16 protein-coding genes are annotated in these 18,484 nt (G+C 36.6%); 3 read left to right on the forward strand and 13 right to left on the reverse strand.

The annotated features are described in order from the left end of the window. Window positions 1-61: 61 nt before the first annotated feature. Entirely contained in the window at window positions 62-1,117 is a 1,056-nt protein-coding gene (locus tag CLV73_RS10435; RefSeq protein ID WP_100376754.1) for an NAD(P)-dependent alcohol dehydrogenase, read from the forward strand. 70 nt (window positions 1,118-1,187) lie between these two features. On the opposite strand, the gene CLV73_RS10440 is transcribed toward CLV73_RS10435, so the two are convergent. Further along, entirely contained in the window at window positions 1,188-1,553 is a 366-nt protein-coding gene (locus CLV73_RS10440) for a winged helix-turn-helix transcriptional regulator (RefSeq protein WP_100376755.1), read from the reverse strand. 100 nt (window positions 1,554-1,653) lie between these two features. On the opposite strand from CLV73_RS10440, the gene CLV73_RS10445 reads away from it, so the two are divergent. Next, window positions 1,654-2,538 carry an NmrA family NAD(P)-binding protein gene (locus CLV73_RS10445; RefSeq protein WP_100376756.1) on the forward strand — a complete coding sequence of 295 codons (885 nt, stop codon included), beginning with the start codon at window positions 1,654-1,656 and terminating at the stop codon, window positions 2,536-2,538. A 79-nt stretch (window positions 2,539-2,617) separates the two neighbouring features. On the opposite strand, the gene CLV73_RS10450 is transcribed toward CLV73_RS10445, so the two are convergent. Further along, window positions 2,618-3,901, reverse strand: a complete 1,284-nt coding sequence (locus CLV73_RS10450; RefSeq protein WP_100376757.1) for an alkaline phosphatase family protein — start codon at window positions 3,899-3,901, stop codon at window positions 2,618-2,620. 132 nt (window positions 3,902-4,033) lie between these two features. On the opposite strand from CLV73_RS10450, the gene CLV73_RS10455 reads away from it, so the two are divergent. Then, window positions 4,034-4,411 carry a hypothetical protein gene (locus CLV73_RS10455; protein ID WP_100376758.1) on the forward strand — a complete coding sequence of 126 codons (378 nt, stop codon included), beginning with the start codon at window positions 4,034-4,036 and terminating at the stop codon, window positions 4,409-4,411. 26 nt (window positions 4,412-4,437) lie between these two features. Here the strand turns inward: CLV73_RS10455 and CLV73_RS10460 are convergent, their stop codons facing one another. The 11 genes from CLV73_RS10460 to rplJ form a co-directional block, all read right to left on the reverse strand. Further along, window positions 4,438-5,184 carry a T9SS type A sorting domain-containing protein gene (locus tag CLV73_RS10460; RefSeq protein ID WP_100376759.1) on the reverse strand — a complete coding sequence of 249 codons (747 nt, stop codon included), beginning with the start codon at window positions 5,182-5,184 and terminating at the stop codon, window positions 4,438-4,440. Window positions 5,185-5,186: 2 nt separating this feature from the next. Then, window positions 5,187-5,711 (reverse strand): ankyrin repeat domain-containing protein, encoded by a 525-nt coding sequence (locus tag CLV73_RS10465; RefSeq protein WP_100376760.1) that lies wholly within the window; start codon window positions 5,709-5,711, stop codon window positions 5,187-5,189. Beyond that, window positions 5,708-6,253 carry a YceI family protein gene (locus tag CLV73_RS10470; protein ID WP_100377043.1) on the reverse strand — a complete coding sequence of 182 codons (546 nt, stop codon included), beginning with the start codon at window positions 6,251-6,253 and terminating at the stop codon, window positions 5,708-5,710. Before CLV73_RS10470 ends, CLV73_RS10465 begins: the two co-directional genes overlap by 4 nt. Window positions 6,254-6,263: 10 nt before the next feature. Beyond that, the gene (locus CLV73_RS10475; RefSeq protein ID WP_228424315.1) at window positions 6,264-6,614 is read right to left on the reverse strand and encodes a hypothetical protein; all 351 of its coding nucleotides are present in this window, start codon (window positions 6,612-6,614) and stop codon (window positions 6,264-6,266) included. A gap of 1 nt (window position 6,615) precedes the next feature. Further along, window positions 6,616-7,458, reverse strand: coding sequence for a DUF5777 family beta-barrel protein (locus CLV73_RS10480; protein WP_100376762.1), 843 nt, complete (start codon window positions 7,456-7,458; stop codon window positions 6,616-6,618). A 134-nt stretch (window positions 7,459-7,592) separates the two neighbouring features. After that, complete coding sequence (locus CLV73_RS10485; RefSeq protein WP_100376763.1) at window positions 7,593-8,237, reverse strand: Crp/Fnr family transcriptional regulator; 645 nt, start codon at window positions 8,235-8,237, stop codon at window positions 7,593-7,595. A 169-nt stretch (window positions 8,238-8,406) separates the two neighbouring features. Then, window positions 8,407-8,712: a DUF3467 domain-containing protein gene (locus tag CLV73_RS10490; protein WP_039369566.1), complete on the reverse strand. Its 306-nt coding sequence runs from the start codon at window positions 8,710-8,712 to the stop codon at window positions 8,407-8,409. An 85-nt stretch (window positions 8,713-8,797) separates the two neighbouring features. Continuing rightward, complete coding sequence (rpoC, locus tag CLV73_RS10495) at window positions 8,798-13,063, reverse strand: DNA-directed RNA polymerase subunit beta' (protein ID WP_100376764.1); 4,266 nt, start codon at window positions 13,061-13,063, stop codon at window positions 8,798-8,800. A gap of 84 nt (window positions 13,064-13,147) precedes the next feature. Further along, window positions 13,148-16,969, reverse strand: coding sequence for a DNA-directed RNA polymerase subunit beta (rpoB, locus tag CLV73_RS10500; protein WP_100376765.1), 3,822 nt, complete (start codon window positions 16,967-16,969; stop codon window positions 13,148-13,150). Between the two features lie 508 nt (window positions 16,970-17,477). Further along, window positions 17,478-17,846 carry a 50S ribosomal protein L7/L12 gene (gene rplL, locus CLV73_RS10510; RefSeq protein WP_072997912.1) on the reverse strand — a complete coding sequence of 123 codons (369 nt, stop codon included), beginning with the start codon at window positions 17,844-17,846 and terminating at the stop codon, window positions 17,478-17,480. Window positions 17,847-17,890: 44 nt separating this feature from the next. Beyond that, the gene (gene rplJ / locus CLV73_RS10515) at window positions 17,891-18,484 is read right to left on the reverse strand and encodes a 50S ribosomal protein L10 (RefSeq protein WP_100376767.1); all 594 of its coding nucleotides are present in this window, start codon (window positions 18,482-18,484) and stop codon (window positions 17,891-17,893) included.

Consider the following 18,484-nt stretch of genomic DNA (forward strand, 5'->3'; position numbering starts at 1 on the left):
TAATGATCCCTCAACACAAATTTAAAACTCAACTTAATTAACACTTAAACTAAAAAAATAAATGAGCACACTCACGGTAAAAGCTTATGGAGCAGAATCCAAAACTGCAGATTTAGCAGAAATTAACATTGAAAGAAGAGAAGTAACAGCTAAAGATGTGGAAATTGAAATTCTATATTGCGGAGTTTGTCACTCAGATCTTCATACCGCAAGAAATGACTGGGGCGGATCGATGTATCCTGTTGTTCCGGGGCACGAAATTGTAGGAAGAATCACCAATGTAGGAAGCGAGGTCTCTAAATTTAAAATCGGAGATTTAGCCGCTGTTGGTTGTATGGTAGATTCCTGCGGGCACTGCGACAGCTGTAAACACGATCTGGAACAATACTGCCAAAATGGTTTCACCGGAACTTACAACGGAAAGGACAAACATTTGGGAGGACATACTTTCGGTGGGTATTCCCAGAAAGTGGTTGTGGATGAACATTTTGTATTAAGCGTGCCTGAAAATCTGGATCTGGCTGCAGTAGCACCACTTCTATGTGCAGGCATCACCACTTGGTCTCCTTTGAGACACTGGAATGTTGGACCGAACTCTAAAGTCGCCGTGGTAGGTTTAGGAGGTTTGGGACATATGGCCATTAAGCTGGCAAAAGGTTTGGGAGCTGAAGTTACTTTATTCTCAAGAACTCCGGGAAAAACCGAAGATGCTAAGAAATTGGGAGCAGATCACGTAGTAATTTCTACAGATGATGCTCAAATGAAAGAAGTAGCTGCAAAATTCGATCTGATTATTGATACTGTTCCTTATGAACATGACATCAATCCATATATGCAGACTGTTGCACTGAATGGAACTTTGGTATTAGTAGGATTTGTAGGAGAATTTGAGAATGAGTCCCCAAGTACAAGACCTATGATTTTCCAACGCCGTTCTGTTGCAGGTTCTTTGATCGGAGGTATTGCTGAAACCCAGGAAATGCTTGATTTCTGTGGAAAACACAATATTGTTTCTGATATTGAATTAATTAAAATTCAGGATATCAATAACGCTTATGAAAGAATGCTGAAAAGCGATGTAAAATATCGTTTCGTAATTGATATGCAATCTTTGTAATTCTTCGTATATTTTAACAGAAAGGCTCTCTCCGGAGAGTCTTTTTTTTGCTTATAGTAAGAATTTTAAATTAATTCCTGTATTTTCCATCCATATCTTCAAATGCCCATTCCGCCATTGAATTGATCACCGGAATTAATCCTTTTCCGGCTTTACTTAATTCATAGGTTACATGAGGCGGTACGACTGGTTTTGCAGTTCTTATGACCAATCCATCATTTTCCAATTGCTTCAGATGCTGAATCAGCATCTTTTCCGTCACCGCCGGAATTGCACGTTTTAGTTCACTGTATCTTTTATCGCCGTTCGAAAGATGGTATAAAATAATAGGTTTCCAAAAACCACCGATTTTTTCCATTACATACGTTACCGGACAAGAATCGAGTGCATATTTCTTGTTCTGCTGAATTGTTGAACTTTCTTTAATTGCTGCCATTAAACATACTTTAGGGTAAGTACTTGTATAAAAGTAAGTACAAATATACCTTTGTATCAGGAAATAAAAAAATAATTACTAACAAATAATACAAATTATTATGAAAATTGTTATTACAGGTTCATTAGGAAATGTAGCCAGACCTCTTACTAAGCAGTTAATTGCAGAAGGACACAATATTACTGTAATCAGCAGTAATGAAACTAAGAAAGCTGAAATCGAAAATTTAGGCGCAAAAGCAGCTATTGGTTCAATCATCGATTTAGGTTTCCTAATTGAAACTTTTAAAGGGAATGATGCTGCCTTTTTGATGACGCCACCTAATATGGGTTTCGAAAATATTGTTGAAAATACCATCAATGCAGGAAAAAATTATGCTGAAGCAATCAAACAGGCAAGAATAAAAAAGATTGTAATGTTAAGCAGCATCGGTGCCGAATCTCCGGTTGAAAACGGGCCAATCAAAGGTCTCCATTTTATCGAAAAACTTTATAATGAAGTAGAAAATACTTCTGTAACTTTTTTAAGAGCTGGATATTTCTACATCAATTTCTTTAACGATATACCATTGATTAAAAATGTAGGAATTATAGGAGGAAACTACCCTGATAATACAGAAGTTCCTTTAGTTCATCCGAAAGATATTGCGAAAGCTGCTGCAGAAGAATTAACAAAAAATTCTGAAGGCAAAAATGTAAGATATATAGTAAGTGACGTGAGAACCGCTTCAGATGTTGCCAAAGCTTTTGGAAATGCCATCGGAAAACCTGAACTTCCTTGGGTTGAGTTTAAAGACGAAGAATCGTTAAACGGAATGCTACAAGCCGGACTTCCTCAGGAAATTGCAGAATTATATACGGAAATGGGGAGAGGAATCAGAACAGGTGTTGTGCAGAAAGATTTTATTGAGCATGATTCTGTGGTTGATGGAAAGATTAAATTAGAGGAATATGCTGAAGAATTTGCAAATAAGTTTAATTCATAATTTCTTTATTGAACTTTTTAAACTGGTTTCGGCGAGCCTTTGGCTCGCCGAAACCAGTTTAAATTATGATTAATTCAAATTATTTCTTTTCTTTCAATGTTGCCTTTAAGATTTTCAATCTCCCGTCAATTGGCTGCTCAATCTTCAATCCTAAAATTTCAGCAACCAAAGGATATACATTTATATTAGCAAATTCATCAATCACCAGGTTATTTTTAAAGTCTGGGCCCCAAGCGAAGAAGGTGGCTTTCATTTCAGGAACGATTCTTGGGTTATACCCATGTTTCCCAATGGAAGTTTTCTTGCCTTTTTCCAAGAATACTTTTGGAGCTTTCGGAATCAATAAGATCTGTCCTATTCTATTGTATCTATCGTCTTTTGTTCCAAAGTGAAGATATTTTGGGAGCCTTTTGTCTAAATATACTTGGTAATCTTCTGTTTTATTTGCTTTTAATTCTTTGTATGTTTCCTTTACCTCAGAAGGTTTTTTAACGTAAACTCTCAATAAAGTATTGGAATTAAAGATATCAAACCTGTTTTTATCTAAAAGCAACTCAGGAATTTCCAAAGGATTTCCACCGTCTACTTTTATCATTCCGTGGTCTGAAACAAAAATGAAGTTTACATTTTTTAATCCTAAAGCATTTACTTTTTGAACTAATTCTCCAATAGCGTTATCAACCAGATGAACAGCATCTTCTGTTTCCTTGGTATCGGGGCCAAAGTGATGTCCGCTTCCATCAACTTCAGGAAAATATAAGGAGATAAAATGTGGTCTTTTATCCATCGGGAGCTTCAGCCAGTTAATTACTTTGTCAACTTTTTCTGATGGGGTAAATTTTTCGTGATAAGAGTAGTAATAGGTCGGTCTTTTTCTACCTGCATCACTCGCAGAACCCACCCATTGCATTGAAGCGGAAACCATTCCCTGCTTTTCAGCTAAACTCCATAGCGGAGTTCCACCATACCAGCTTCCATCTTCAGCATTCTTTTTATTGCTCATTGCGTACGGTTCTTTTCTTTTATAATCGTAAAAATAATTATCGATCAAACCGTGATGAGAAGGGTAAAGTCCGGTGATTAAAGTCCAGTGATTCGGAAAAGTAATGCTAGGATAACTTGGAACCATTGCTTTAGCCTGAACTCCTTGATTTGAAAATTTCAGAAGATTTTCTGCGTTGTATTTTTTAGCATAATCATAGCGAAATCCGTCTGTTGAGATCATGATCACATAAGGCTTTGTCTGGGCTTCAGCGCTATTGTATCTGTTGGGAATAACGATTTGTGTCGTATCAACTGTTTCTTTCTGGGCAAAAACTGTCAATGAAAAAATCAACAGTAAAAATTGTAATCCTCGCTTCATTATAAATTTTTCGCAAAGTTACTTCCGTAAAGTTTGACATAAAAATTTCCCGGGTTAAAAAAACATTAAAAGCACTTTTTAGAATAAATGTAAACAGAAACTTTTTAATTTTAACTCTTAAAGAAACCAGCCATGAAAATAATAATAGTTTTATTTATCCTTTTTTTATTTACGAGCTGTAATAAGAAGAATAAAAGAATCAGCACCACACTCGAAATTAACAGCGAATGGATTAAAGATTCTTTAGGATGCCTCCAAAAGAGAAATAATGATTATTCAGAAAATTTAATACAAAAATATAATCTCAAAAATTCAAACATATCTGATTTTAAAAAAGTATTCGGAGCCCCAAATACAACTGAAAAAGGTGATTTTAATACTGAAATCTTAATTTATTTTTTTGATTCTTTTTGTGAAAATAATATTCTTCAAAATAACTCAGATAAATGCTATGCAACATTTTATTTTAGAAACAATATACTAATTGATAGAAGTTATATATGTGAATAAAAAAGCCACTTTTCAGTGGCTTCTATCTATTCTTTTATCAATTTTTCATAGGACAATGTCCCATCTTTCTGAGTAATTTCTAAATAATAACTTCCTGATCTTAGATCTGAAATACTGATATTCCCACCTTCAACTTTTACAGTTCTCACTTTTCGGCCTGTAGATTCATAAATATCAACTGACTTGATATTATCCGCATTTTTAAAGTTCGCCGTTTCTTTGGCAGGATTTGGGTAAATACTTATTTTTTTATTTTCAAGTGCTAGATCACTCGTTGCAAGAGTTGCTGATCTTGTGAGCGTAGCATAATCCCTGGTTGAATTATGGTATCCTAAAGCAGTATTTCCTGCTCTCTTCGCATAGAAGATATTAATGCTTGTATTGGCATTGGAAATAGCAAAATCTCCCGTTCCTCCGGCTAAAGTTCTTGTTGCAACAATAGTTCTCGTACTTCCGGAAACTGTATTGCTGCTCACCGTCCAGTCTTGTGATGCATCTGCAGTAGGCGTAATTCCTACTCCTCCAAAAGTATAATCGGTATTGCCTGAAGAATTATAAATGAAACCGTCTGCTCCACTTGCCATTCCACTCGATCCGAAACCAATTCCCAGCATTGAATTACTGTCTCCTGTTAATGTTAAAGTTACCGTAGTAGGGGTTGTATCTATTTTTACAGTCATACTTGCTGTTGGAAGCGAGACTGTTCCTGTCGTAAACTGAGCCCAGGCAAAATTTGCCAGAAGCACTCCCATTGATAGTAGAATTTTTTTCATTTTTAATTTTTTAAGAGGTTGATGATGTCTTTATTATTGGTTTGAAGGGCATATTCGAATGGAGTCATTCCCTGAGCATCTTTGGTCGATTTGTCTGCTTTGTGTTTCAATAGTAACTCTATAAGCTCTTTATTACCAAATTTCACAGCCCAGAATAAGGGAGTAGCTCCTGTAGCATCTGCTATATTGGGATCAGCGTTCTTTTGTAATAAACGCTCCACCAAATCTTTATTATATTTCACAGAAAGTCCGGCTAAAGCAGTTCCTTCCTGGCTCTTATAATTAACGTTCTTTACATGATCAATCAAAAACTTAGCCACTTCTATATTTCCTCTGTAACATGCTAAAATAAGAGGAGAAAAGCCGTGATCATTGGTCTGATTAATAATATCCGGATCCTGTTTCATTAAGTTTTGTACCTCTGTAACAGTTCCGCTTCTGGCAATATCAAAAATTGATTTTGCTTTTTCCTGAGCAGACAATGTGAAGCTCAGAAAAACACTTATTATGAAGATCAGGTTTTTCATTGTTTTGTAAGGATATAATCGTATTGAACATTTACATTTTCAGCCACTTTCTTAGTAACCATTTTAGGAATTGTTACTTTATGATCCGCTGATTTTGCTACGAAGCCACCAGATATATAAATTTTTCCATCTTTAGCATAAATACTTGCATTGGAGGTATAGGCTTTATCCACTCCATGAAAGTTTAATGTTCCCTGTATGGTATATTTCTGTGGATTTGAACTCAATTTGGTTTTATCAAAATTTAAAATCTTTCCTGAGAAAGTGGTTTTCGGGTATTTTGCAGTTTCTGCATAGCTTTCGTTAAAATGCTCCTCCATGAGTTTCACTTTGAAATGAAAGTTTTTAACTGCAGAAACAGAAGCTATATCTCCTGTATCTGCATTCAATACAACAATATTATTGTCATCCTGGGCAAAAACATCCTCAAATAGAGGAACAGAAGCTTCAAAAGTTACTTTCCCTGTTTTTGAGCTGTATTTCTGAGCTGAAACAACGTTTGCAAAAAGTAACGAAACGGTTAGTATGATTAATTTTTTCATATTATTCAGTTTAATTTTCAATAAGTCCGTCAGTTTTCCACTTAATAAAAATATTGATCTGTGGTGGAGACAGAGCCCCTCCTTGTGGCATTTTCTGAGGATCTCCGACAGGCCTTTGTATTCTGTCTAAAATATTATCAATATGGGTTTTCACCTGATTATAGCTTGTCCAAGGTTGAAAAGAAGCTGATCCTCCCGCTGAATGGCAAACGATACAATTTGCATCTATAAGAGGTTTTACATCTTTATTATAGGTTACTTTTTCTACAATGGGCGTGGATCCGGAGATTTCTTCATAGGTTCTGCTTTCACAAGCAATCAGAATAGTCGCCAATGAAAATATGTACATTATCTTTTTCATATTAAAAAACTCTATAAAGATTAAACCCAAAGAAAATATGCCCTTTTCCCCAATCTCCGGTTGCATTGGTGAGATAGCCAATATCCGAATTGAGCTGGGAATTGGTAAATAACAGCTGGAAAACATGTCCCCCGGTTTCTATATCCATACCCAAAGACAGGGGATTTTTATAAAAACTGTGATTATCAAAATTCACAAAATATTCTGCGTTGAGAGAAATTCTTTTTGAAATCTTATAACGACCACCTAATCCTGTAAGAAACTGGTCTTTATTTTCGATACTCGGCTCATAAAGATTCTTGTGGACATAGGAAGGAGTTAATTGTAAAGAAAATTTATCATTAAACCTTCTTGAAATTAATGCCTGAGTAAGATAGGAAAGCCTGTCCCCAAACTTAAGATCAGGATAATTATCTTTACTAAGATCCGTATTTACCGCCAATACATTATATCCAACGATATCCAACGGAAAATTTTCGCTTTGTTTTAGCAGTTTGTATTTAGCACCGCCCTCAAAGGTTTTCTGATTTGTTTCTCTGGAAAGGTTTAATGAAAACCCGTCTGTTACTCCATAGATCACTCCTAATTTGGTAGAAGCATCATCTAATCCAAAAAAATCTTTGAATCCTTTGCTTACATCTCCAAAACGATGGGCTACAACGATGTACCATTCATTTTTCGCAGGAAGCTTTGTAGATTGGCCTGTGACGATTTGTAATGCCTTAAATGCAGGCTGTGAAATTTTGGTGTTTGTTTTAATAGTATCAATATCCTTCAACAAGTCTTCCTGTGCAAAAGCAAGACTTGAAGCCAACATTGACAAAAAGAAGAAAGTTTTTGTCATACGCTTATTTTTTATTAAAAAATTAGTACAACAAACTTATAGACTTATGCTTTCAAAAGCAGGTGATAAAAGTCACCGACAAAATTGTTTTTATCAATCGGATTGTTAAAATAATTAAATAGCATTTATTAGAATCACCTAACATTTTCATTAACAGGTATTTTTATACCTTCTCTAGTCTGAACAATTTCGCCTTCGTTTTCAACTTTTTTTAATACACGGCTTACCACTTCTCTGGAAGTTCCTAAATTACTGGCGATTTCTCTATGGGTAAGTTTTATAGGATTACTTCCTGTTATTAAAATCTGCTGTTTGATATAATTCAATACTCTTTTATCAAGCCTATGAAAAACGGCATCATTGACCATATTCATGATATCTGTGAATCTTTTGTCATATTCATGATAAAAAAGTTTATTGATTTCAGGAAATCTAATCAGCCACTCATGCAAAACTGCCACGGGAACCAACATTACTTCAGAATCTTCTTCAGCAAGAGCATATACTTTACTGGTATAGTCACCAAAAATAGATGAAAAAGTCATCAAACAGCTATCATTAGGTCTTACGTAATAATAGATCAGCTCTCTTCCATCATTTAGAGAATAAACCTTAATTGAACCTTTTATCAGGAACGGAACATATCTTACTTTCTGCCCTTCTGTAATAATTTCCGTCTTAGCTTTAATATCGGTAATAAATGCATTCTTTTGAAGCTCAATTGAAAAATCTTCTCCCAAAAACCCGAATTTATTAATAATAAACTGATTATTTATCATATCTACAAATCATATCTAAGAACAAATATATAAAATTGAAGAATTTATAGGAATATTTTTTATTTATTAAATACATTTAATAATGAAGATTGATAGAATGACGCTTTTTATTAAGCAAAAAATGCCCCAATTTTCATTGAGGCATTTATGTATATGTTAAGAAAAAATCTTAAGCTTGTACGTTGTTAGCTCCTAATACGAAAGGTTCAACTTCTTTGATTTCTCCAAATTGTTGTTCGTAGTTAGCAATGTTTTGTTGTAGAGCAGATAATACTCTTTTAGCGTGAAGTGGAGCAAGAATAACTCTTGATCTTACTTTTGCTTGTTGTACCCCCGGCATCAATTGGATAAAATCTACAACGAATTCAGATGGAGAGTGGTTTACTAAAGCTAAGTTAGCATAGATTCCTGCTGCTACCATTTCGTTTAATTCGATGTTGATGTTTCCGTCTTGTGGATTTTGATTGTTGTCCATTGTTATAAATTATTTTTTAAATTCGAAATTTGAGGTTGTGAAAATATAAAAATAATTTCAAACCTCAAATTCCAAATCATTAATTTTAGTTAAGGTCTTCGAATTCTTTTCTAGAACCTACAATTACATTTTGGTATTCTTTAAGACCCGTACCTGCAGGGATTCTGTGTCCTACAATTACATTTTCTTTAAGACCGTTAAGATCGTCTACCTTACCAGCAACTGCTGCTTCGTTAAGAACCTTAGTTGTTTCCTGGAACGATGCTGCAGACATGAACGATTTAGTCTGAAGAGCTGCTCTTGTAATACCTTGCAATACAGGTGTTGCTGTAGCCGGTAAAGCTTCTCTTACTTCAACTAAAGCCTGATCTTCACGCTTCAATTTAGAGTTTTCGTCTCTTAATTCTCTCGCTGTAATCATCTGACCTGGTTTGAATACTTTAGAATCACCAGCATCAACAACTACTTTAAGACCGAATACTCTGTTATTTTCTTCCAAGAAGTCATATTTATGCTCAAGAGCTCCTTCAAGGAACTGAGTATCACCTCCATCCACGATAGATACTTTCGTCATCATCTGTCTTACGATAATTTCGAAGTGCTTGTCGTCGATTTTTACCCCTTGTAAACGGTAAACTTCCTGAATTTCATTTACCAGATATTCCTGAACTGCAGTTGGACCTTTAATTCTTAGGATATCTTCAGGTGTGATAGAACCGTCAGACAATGGAGAACCTGCTCTTACGAAGTCATTCTCCTGTACTAAGATCTGGTTTGATAATTTAACTAAATAAATTTTTCTCTCTCCAGTTTTAGCCTCAACAATCAATTCACGGTTACCTCTCTTGATTTTTCCGTAAGAAACTACCCCATCGATTTCTGTTACTACCGCTGGGTTTGAAGGGTTTCTTGCTTCGAATAATTCAGTAACTCTCGGAAGACCTCCGGTGATATCCCCTGCTTTTGCAGATTTTCTAGGGATCTTAATCAAGACTTTACCAGCCTTAATTTTTTCACCATCGTTAACCATTAAGTGAGCTCCTACCGGTAAGTTGTAACCTTTTTGTTCAACACCTTTAGAATCTACTACTTTTAACGTAGGTACCGCTTTCTTATTTCTAGATTCAGAGATTACTTTCTCTTCAAATCCTGTTGCTTCGTCAATCTCCAACTGGAATGAAATACCCTGGATGATATCCTCGTATTCAACCTTACCAGATGTTTCAGCAATGATTACCGCGTTATAGGCATCCCATGTACAGATTACATCACCTTTTTTCACTTTATCACCCGGTTTTACAGCCAATATTGAACCGTAAGGTACGTTAGCTACCATTAATGGAGTTCTGGACTCATTATCAGCAACTAATCTGAATTCTGTTGAACGAGAAACTACAACTTCTGATGTATTACCGTTTTCATCTTCAGAAGTAATTGTTCTTACTTCATCCATTTCAACGATACCATCTCTTCTTGCAACGATTGATGGGTTTTCTGATACGTTTCCTGCAGTACCCCCTTGGTGGAAAGTTCTCAACGTAAGCTGAGTTCCCGGCTCCCCAATTGATTGTGCTGCAATTACACCTACCGCTTCACCCATATGAATCATTTTACCTGTAGCCAAGTTTCTACCGTAGCATTTCGCACAGATACCTTTCTTAGCTTCACAAGTTAATGGTGAACGAACTTCAACAGCTTCTAATCCAGCTTCCTCAATTCTCTTAGCTAATGCCTCAGTAATTACCTGGTCAGCTTCAGCAATTAATTCATCTGTTTCAGGATCGTAAACATTATGTAAAGAAACTCTACCTAAGATTCTTTCAGAGATTTTTTCAACGATCTCGTCATTTTTCTTAAGTGCAGTAACTTCTGTACCTCTTAAAGTTCCACAGTCGTCTTCTGTAACGATAACGTCCTGTGCAACGTCTACCAATCTTCTCGTTAAGTAACCTGCATCAGCAGTCTTAAGAGCGGTATCTGCAAGACCTTTACGGGCACCGTGGGTAGAGATAAAGTACTCTAGAATCGAAAGACCTTCTTTAAAGTTAGCAAGAATCGGGTTTTCGATGATCTCCGCTCCGGTAGAACCGGCTTTTTGCGGTTTCGCCATCAAACCTCTCATCCCTGATAACTGACGGATCTGTTCCTTAGAACCCCTCGCTCCAGAGTCAAGCATCATGTATACAGAGTTGAAACCACCTTGGTCAGTTTTCATTCTGCTCATGATCATTTCAGTTAATCCTGCGTTGGTGTTCGTCCAAACGTCGATTACCTGGTTATAACGTTCTGTATCTGTAATTAGACCCATGTTATAGTTGGCTCTAATTTCGTCCACAGTTTCAATTGATTGTGCAATCATCTGTTTTTTCTCAACAGGAACCACGATGTCTCCTAATGAGAAAGAAAGACCTCCTTTAAATGCATTTGAATATCCTAAGTCTTTCATTGCATCAAGGAACTTCACAGTTGTAGGGAAATCTGTATCAGCAAGGATCTTACCGATAACGTTTCTTAATGATTTCTTAGTAAGAAGCTCATTGATATATCCTACTTGTTTTGGTACAATCTGGTTGAATAAGATTCTACCTACAGTGGTTTCGATCAGTCTTGTTACGATTTCTCCGTTTTCCTTAACAGGTAATTTACATCTTACCTTAGCATTTAGAGAAACTTTTCCTTCTGCATAAGCGATTTCCGCTTCCTCAGGAGAATAGAATGCAAGACCTTCACCTTTTACTTTCATAGTCTCAGTTGAATCCAACTGTTTTGTCATGAAGTAAAGACCAAGAACCATGTCCTGAGAAGGTACGGTAATTGGAGAACCGTTTGCCGGGTTCAGGATGTTTTGAGAACCTAACATCAATAACTGAGCTTCAAGGATCGCTTCAGGACCTAACGGTAAGTGTACCGCCATCTGGTCACCGTCGAAATCGGCGTTGAAGGCCGTAGTTACTAACGGGTGTAGCTGGATTGCCTTACCTTCGATCATCTTAGGTTGGAAAGCCTGAATACCCAATCTGTGAAGCGTAGGTGCCCTGTTCAATAGTACAGGGTGACCTTTCATCACGTTTTCAAGAATATCATAAACTACCGGCTCTTTTCTGTCAATAATTCTCTTTGCAGATTTTACTGTTTTTACAATACCTCTCTCGATTAGTTTTCTAATGATGAACGGTTTGTAAAGTTCTGCAGCCATATCTTTAGGAATACCACATTCGTGAAGTTGTAAGTTCGGACCTACAACAATTACCGAACGCGCAGAGTAGTCTACCCTTTTCCCTAGTAAGTTCTGACGGAAACGACCTTGCTTACCTTTCAATGAATCAGAAAGTGATTTCAATGGTCTGTTTGATTCAGATTTTACTGCAGAAGATTTTCTTGTGTTATCGAATAATGAATCTACTGATTCCTGAAGCATACGCTTCTCGTTTCTTAAGATTACTTCAGGAGCTTTGATCTCCAATAATCTCTTCAAACGGTTATTTCTGATGATAACTCTTCTGTAAAGGTCATTTAAGTCAGAAGTTGCGAAACGTCCTCCATCCAATGGAACCAATGGTCTTAGTTCCGGTGGGATAACTGGAAGCACACGCATGATCATCCACTCAGGCTTGTTGATCATTCTTGTATTCGCTCCTCTTAATGCTTCTACAACGTTCAATCTTTTCAGAGCTTCAGTTCTTCTTTGTTTTGAACCTTCGTTGTGAGCTTTGTGTCTCAAATCGAAAGACAATGCATCAAGATCGATTCTTTTCAATAATTCCTCAACAGCTTCAGCACCCATTTTAGCGATGAATTTGTTAGGATCAGAATCGTCAAGATATTGGTTCTCTACCGGAAGAGTCTCCATGATATCCAGATACTCTTCTTCAGTTAAGAATTCCATGTTTTCGAAGTCGGAACCGTCTAATTTTTTAGCAATACCTTGCTGAATCACCACATATCTTTCGTAGTAGATGATCATATCCAATTTCTTGGAAGGAATTCCTAAAAGGTAACCTATTTTGTTCGGTAAAGAACGGAAATACCAGATATGAGCGATTGGAACTACAAGGTTGATGTGCCCGATTCTCTCTCTTCTTACTTTTTTCTCCGTAACTTCTACTCCACAACGGTCACAAACGATCCCTTTGTAACGAATTCTCTTGTATTTACCACAAGCACATTCGTAATCCTTAACAGGACCGAAGATTTTTTCACAGAACAAACCGTCTCTTTCAGGCTTGTGAGTTCTGTAGTTAATAGTTTCCGGCTTAAGAACTTCTCCTCTTGAGTCTTGTAAGATAGACTCCGGTGAAGCTAAACCGATGGTTATTTTATTAAATCTACTTGATTTATTTTTATTTGACATTTGTTAGATTTTAAATTTTAGATTTTAGATTTTAGATTAATTTTTGAATGTTGCCATTCAACATTTATAATTTAAAATTTAAAATTATTCCTCTAGTCTTACATCAAGTCCAAGACCTTGTAACTCGTGAAGTAATACGTTGAATGATTCCGGAATACCAGGTTCAGGCATCGACTCACCTTTTGCAATTGCTTCATAAGTTTTTGCTCTACCAATCACGTCATCTGACTTCACAGTTAAGATTTCTCTCAAGATGTTAGATGCTCCGAATGCTTCAAGGGCCCAAACCTCCATCTCTCCGAATCTCTGACCTCCGAACTGAGCTTTACCTCCTAACGGCTGCTGAGTAATCAATGAGTAAGGACCGATAGAACGTGCGTGCATCTTATCATCTACCATGTGTCCTAGTTTCAACATATAGATTACCCCTACTGTAGCCGGCTGTGTAAATCTTTCTCCGGTACCACCATCATAAAGATAGGTGTTACCAAATTTAGGAAGACCTGCTTTTTCAGTGTATTCAGTGATTTGATCTAAGCTTGCTCCGTCAAAAATTGGTGTAGCGAACTTCAATCCTAATTTTTTACCAGCCCATCCAAGAACTGTTTCATAAATCTGACCGATGTTCATACGAGAAGGTACCCCTAGTGGATTCAATACGATATCTACCGGTGTTCCGTCTTCAAGGAATGGCATATCTTCTTCACGAACGATTCTTGAAACGATACCTTTGTTACCGTGACGCCCTGCCATTTTATCCCCTACATTCAGTTTACGTTTTTTAGCAATATAAACTTTAGCCAACTTCATGATACCTGCAGGAAGCTCGTCTCCGATTGAAATTGCGAATTTCTCACGGTTTTTAACCCCTTGAATATCATTGTATTTGATTTTGTAATTATGAATTAATTGCTTAATCAATTCATTTTTATCGTTATCTACAGTCCAGTCTGAACCGCTAACGTTTACATAATCTTCAACTGAAGTCAATAATTTATGAGTGAATTTCACACCTTTACCGATGATTTCTTCATCTAGGTCATTTTTAACCCCTTGAGAAGTTTTACCGCTTACCAGTGTATTTAATTTTTCAATTAAAGTATTTCTCAACTCATCAAACTTAGCCTTGTAAGTGTTTTCAATTTCTTCAAGTTTAAGTTTCTCTTCAGTTCTCTTCTTTTTATCTTTAATGTTTCTTGAGAACAACTTTTTGTTGATCACAACCCCTCTTAATGACGAGTCAGCCTTCAATGAAGCGTCCTTCACATCACCGGCTTTGTCACCGAAGATTGCTCTTAAAAGCTTTTCTTCAGGAGTCGGGTCAGATTCACCTTTTGGAGTGATTTTACCAATCATGATATCTCCAGGCTTCACTTCAGCACCGATTCTGATCATACCATTTTCATCAAGATCTTTAGTTGCTTCTTCAGAAACGTTTGGAATATCTGCTGTTAATTCTTCCATACCTAATTTGGTATCACGAACCTCAAGAGAATATTCATCTACGTGGATGGAAGTAAACCAGTCTTCACGTACAACTTTTTCGTTGATTACGATCGCATCCTCAAAGTTGTATCCTTTCCAAGGCATGAACGCAACCACTAAGTTTCTACCAAGAGCTAATTCTCCGTCTTCAGTAGCATAACCGTCGCAAAGTACTTGTCCTTTCTCCACTACATCACCTACTCTTACGTTTGGTCTTAGCGTGATAGTTGTACTTTGGTTAGTTTTTCTAAACTTAGTTAAGTTATATGTTTTAGTAGCAGATTCAAATGATACTAAATCCTCATCCTCGCTTCTTTCATATTTAATAACGATCTTGTCAGCATCTACGTACTCTACAGTACCAGTACCTTCAGCGTTAATTAAAATTCTTGAATCTTTCGCAACTTGCTGTTCCAGACCTGTACCTACGATTGGAGCCTGTGGCTTCAACAAAGGAACTGCCTGACGCATCATGTTAGATCCCATCAAGGCACGGTTCGCATCATCATGCTCCAAGAATGGAATTAATGATGCAGAAATACCCGAAATCTGGTTTGGCGCTACGTCGATAAGATTTACCTGACTTGGCTCCACTACTGGGTAGTCACCATCCAATCTTGCAATAATTCTGTCTGTTAAGAACTCACCGTTATCGTTTAGTTCAACGTTCGCCTGAGCAATTACTTTATCTTCTTCGTCTTCTGCATTTAAGTAAATCGGATCAGCCGATAAATCGATCTTACCATCTTCTACTTTTCTATATGGAGTTTCGATGAAACCTAAGTTATTGATCTTAGCATAAATACCTAGAGATGAAATCAAACCGATGTTTGGTCCTTCCGGAGTTTCAATCGGACAAATTCTTCCGTAGTGAGTATGGTGAACGTCTCGAACCTCGAAACCTGCTCTTTCTCTTGATAAACCTCCAGGCCCTAGTGCAGATAATCTTCTCTTGTGAGTGATCTCTGAAAGCGGGTTGGTCTGGTCCATAAACTGAGAAAGCTGGTTGGTACCAAAGAACGAGTTGATTACAGATGTTAATGTTTTCGCATTAACAAGATCAAGCGGAGTAAAGATTTCGTTATCTCTAACGTTCATTCTTTCCTTGATTGTTCTTGCAATTCTTGAAAGACCTACACCGAATTGTCCAGCTAATTGCTCACCAACAGTTTTGATTCTTCTGTTTGATAAGTGGTCGATATCATCAACTTCTGCTTTAGAGTTAACAAGCTCGATCAAGTGTCTTACAATAGCGATGATATCTTCTTTTGTAAGAACTTCAGTCGTAGTTGGGATATTAAGACCTAATTTTTTATTCAATCTGTAACGTCCTACTTCACCTAGAGAATATCTTTGCTCAGAGAAGAATAATTTTTCAATGATTCCTCTTGCCGTTTCCTCATCTGGCGGATCTGCGTTTCTTAACTGACGATAGATATACTCTACTGCCTCTTTTTCAGAGTTGGTAGGGTCTTTTTGTAATGTATTCTGAATGATAGAGAATTCATTGCTGTTTTCTTTGTGAATAAGGATTGATTTCACACCAGCATCAAGAATAAGATCCAAATGTTCTTTTTCAAGAATCGTTTCTCTATCCAAGATGATTTCGTTTCTTTCGATAGAAACTACCTCACCCGTATCTTCATCTACGAAATCTTCGAACCAAGTGTTCAAAACTCTCGCAGCCAATGTTCTTCCTTCAACTTTTTTAAGGGCAGCTTTAGAAACTTTCACTTCCTCAGCAAGGTCGAAGATCTGAAGGATATCCTTATCAGATTCGTAACCAATCGCTCTTAATAAAGTAGTTAGTGGTAATTTTTTCTTACGGTCGATATACGCGTACATAACGCTGTTGATATCGGTCGTAAATTCCATCCAAGACCCTTTGAAAGGGATAATTCTTGAATAATACAATTTTGTTCCATTTGCGTGGTACGTTTGTCCGAAGAATACACCAGGTGAACGGTGAAGCTGCGTAACGATAACTCTTTCTGCACCATTGATGATGAAAGACCCACTAGGCGTCATATAAGGAACAGGGCCTAAATATACATCCTGAACTACAGTCTGGAAATCCTCGTGTTCAGGGTCTGTACAATACAATTTAAGTCTTGCTTTAAGAGGCACTGAATACGTCAATCCTCTTTCCACACACTCATCAATTGAATAACGTGGAGAATCCACCAAATAATCCAAGAATTCCAATACGAATTGGTTTCTGGAATCGGTAATCGGGAAATTTTCCTGGAAGGTCTTATACAAACCTTCGTTTGTTCTGTCTTCCGGAAGGGTATCTAGCTGGAAAAACTCACTGAAAGACTCAATTTGGATATCCAAGAAGTCTGGAGTAATAATTTTTCCTTTCGCTGAAGAGAAGTTAACTCTCTTATCCCCCCTAGTTGTTGCTGTTGTTTTACTCATAAAACTTTTAAGAAAGGGTTAAAAAATATTTTGATTAAAAAATATCAGAAGTGAATCGTATTAAATCCCGAGAAAAGAATAAATAGAAAATTTTGGCGCAATCATCAAGTTTTATTCCTAATTCTCAACTATTTAAATCGTATTAAGCTTCTAACTGCAACACTGGTATATCTTTTCACAGTGTAATGCAAAATATTTTTATTACTTTTGAGGCAGAACCGCCGCAATGTCTATATACAACAAAGCCCTTTCATTTTCATGAAAGAGTTAATACTCAGTATTTTATAGATTTACAAACAATTTTTCGCGCCAAAAGAGGAGCAAAGATACAAAAAGTTATCCACATTCACAATATTTCATTGCGAAATAAATTTTTGCATCATTTAAAATTAGTGTATTTTATTTAAACAGTGGTCTTTTTTAATAGCAAAAAGTCCAGAGCTCTAATTTTTACCCCACAAAAAAAGCCCGAGTAAATACTCAGGCTTATTATTTATAATAAAATTGATTATTTCAATTCTACTTCAGCACCAGCTTCTTCTAATTGCTTCTTAAGAGCTTCAGCTTCGTCTTTAGATACACCAGTTTTGATTGGAGCTGGAGCACCGTCTACGATATCTTTAGCTTCTTTAAGACCAGCACCAGTTAAATCTTTTACTAATTTAACGATAGCTAATTTAGAAGCACCTGCAGACTTAAGAATTACGTCGAATTCTGTTTTTTCTTCAGCAGCTTCACCTGCACCACCTGCAGCAACTACTACAGCAGCAGCAGCTGGCTCAATTCCGTACTCATCCTTAAGGATAGCAGCTAATTCGTTTACGTCTTTTACTGTTAAGTTTACTAGCGTTTCAGCTAAATTTTTTAAATCTGACATTGTTGTAATGTTTTTGTTGATTATTTATTATTTTTTGAGTGTAATTATTCAGCAGCTGGCGTTTCGTCAGTGCTTTCTGCAGCAGGAGCTTCCGGAGCCTCAGCAGCAGGAGTTTCTTCAACAGCAGGAGCAGCTTCTTCAGCTTTAGCTTCTACAGTTTCAGGTTTGTTTTGAAGAGCAGAAACAACTCTTTGAATTGGAGACTGAAGTAATCCGATGATTTCACCGATCATTTCTTCTCTAGACTTGATGTTAGCCAACATGTCTAGGTTGTTGTCACCAACGTAGAAAGTTTCCTGAACAAAAGCAGACTTCAAAGCTGGCTTTTCTTCTTTCTTTCTGAACCCTTGGATTAATTTTGCAGGAGCGTTTGCAGTCTCAGAAATCATAATAGCTGAATTTCCTTTGAAAGACTGGAACATTTCAGAGTAATCCACTCCTTCCATTTGCTCCATTGCTTTTTGTAAAAGTGTATTTTTTACAACTTTTACTTTAATATTTTGCTTGAAAGCCTGTCTTCTGAAGTCAGAAGATTTTGCAGCGTTCAAACCTTCTAGATCTGCTACGTAAACTACTTTTGCATCCTGAAGCAAATCTTTGATCTCTTGTATTGCTACAACTTTTTGGTCTTTTGTCAT

Source organism: Chryseobacterium geocarposphaerae (genome assembly GCF_002797535.1).
In the GTDB taxonomy this organism is placed as follows: Bacteria; Bacteroidota; Bacteroidia; order Flavobacteriales; family Weeksellaceae; genus Chryseobacterium; species Chryseobacterium geocarposphaerae.

Coding starts and splice junctions, on each gene's coding strand:
- CLV73_RS10435 (WP_100376754.1), top strand. CDS start 62: ATGAGCACACTCACGGTAAAAGCTTATGGAGCAGAATCCAAAACTGCA.
- CLV73_RS10445 (WP_100376756.1), top strand. CDS start 1,654: ATGAAAATTGTTATTACAGGTTCATTAGGAAATGTAGCCAGACCTCTT.
- rplJ (WP_100376767.1), bottom strand. CDS start 18,484: ATGACAAAAGACCAAAAAGTTGTAGCAATACAAGAGATCAAAGATTTG.
- CLV73_RS10465 (WP_100376760.1), bottom strand. CDS start 5,711: ATGAAAAACCTGATCTTCATAATAAGTGTTTTTCTGAGCTTCACATTG.
- CLV73_RS10475 (WP_228424315.1), bottom strand. CDS start 6,614: ATGAAAAAGATAATGTACATATTTTCATTGGCGACTATTCTGATTGCT.
- CLV73_RS10490 (WP_039369566.1), bottom strand. CDS start 8,712: ATGGACAACAATCAAAATCCACAAGACGGAAACATCAACATCGAATTA.
- CLV73_RS10455 (WP_100376758.1), top strand. CDS start 4,034: ATGAAAATAATAATAGTTTTATTTATCCTTTTTTTATTTACGAGCTGT.
- CLV73_RS10470 (WP_100377043.1), bottom strand. CDS start 6,253: ATGAAAAAATTAATCATACTAACCGTTTCGTTACTTTTTGCAAACGTT.
- rpoC (WP_100376764.1), bottom strand. CDS start 13,063: ATGTCAAATAAAAATAAATCAAGTAGATTTAATAAAATAACCATCGGT.
- rplL (WP_072997912.1), bottom strand. CDS start 17,846: ATGTCAGATTTAAAAAATTTAGCTGAAACGCTAGTAAACTTAACAGTA.
- CLV73_RS10480 (WP_100376762.1), bottom strand. CDS start 7,458: ATGACAAAAACTTTCTTCTTTTTGTCAATGTTGGCTTCAAGTCTTGCT.
- CLV73_RS10450 (WP_100376757.1), bottom strand. CDS start 3,901: ATGAAGCGAGGATTACAATTTTTACTGTTGATTTTTTCATTGACAGTT.
- CLV73_RS10440 (WP_100376755.1), bottom strand. CDS start 1,553: ATGGCAGCAATTAAAGAAAGTTCAACAATTCAGCAGAACAAGAAATAT.
- rpoB (WP_100376765.1), bottom strand. CDS start 16,969: ATGAGTAAAACAACAGCAACAACTAGGGGGGATAAGAGAGTTAACTTC.
- CLV73_RS10485 (WP_100376763.1), bottom strand. CDS start 8,237: ATGATAAATAATCAGTTTATTATTAATAAATTCGGGTTTTTGGGAGAA.
- CLV73_RS10460 (WP_100376759.1), bottom strand. CDS start 5,184: ATGAAAAAAATTCTACTATCAATGGGAGTGCTTCTGGCAAATTTTGCC.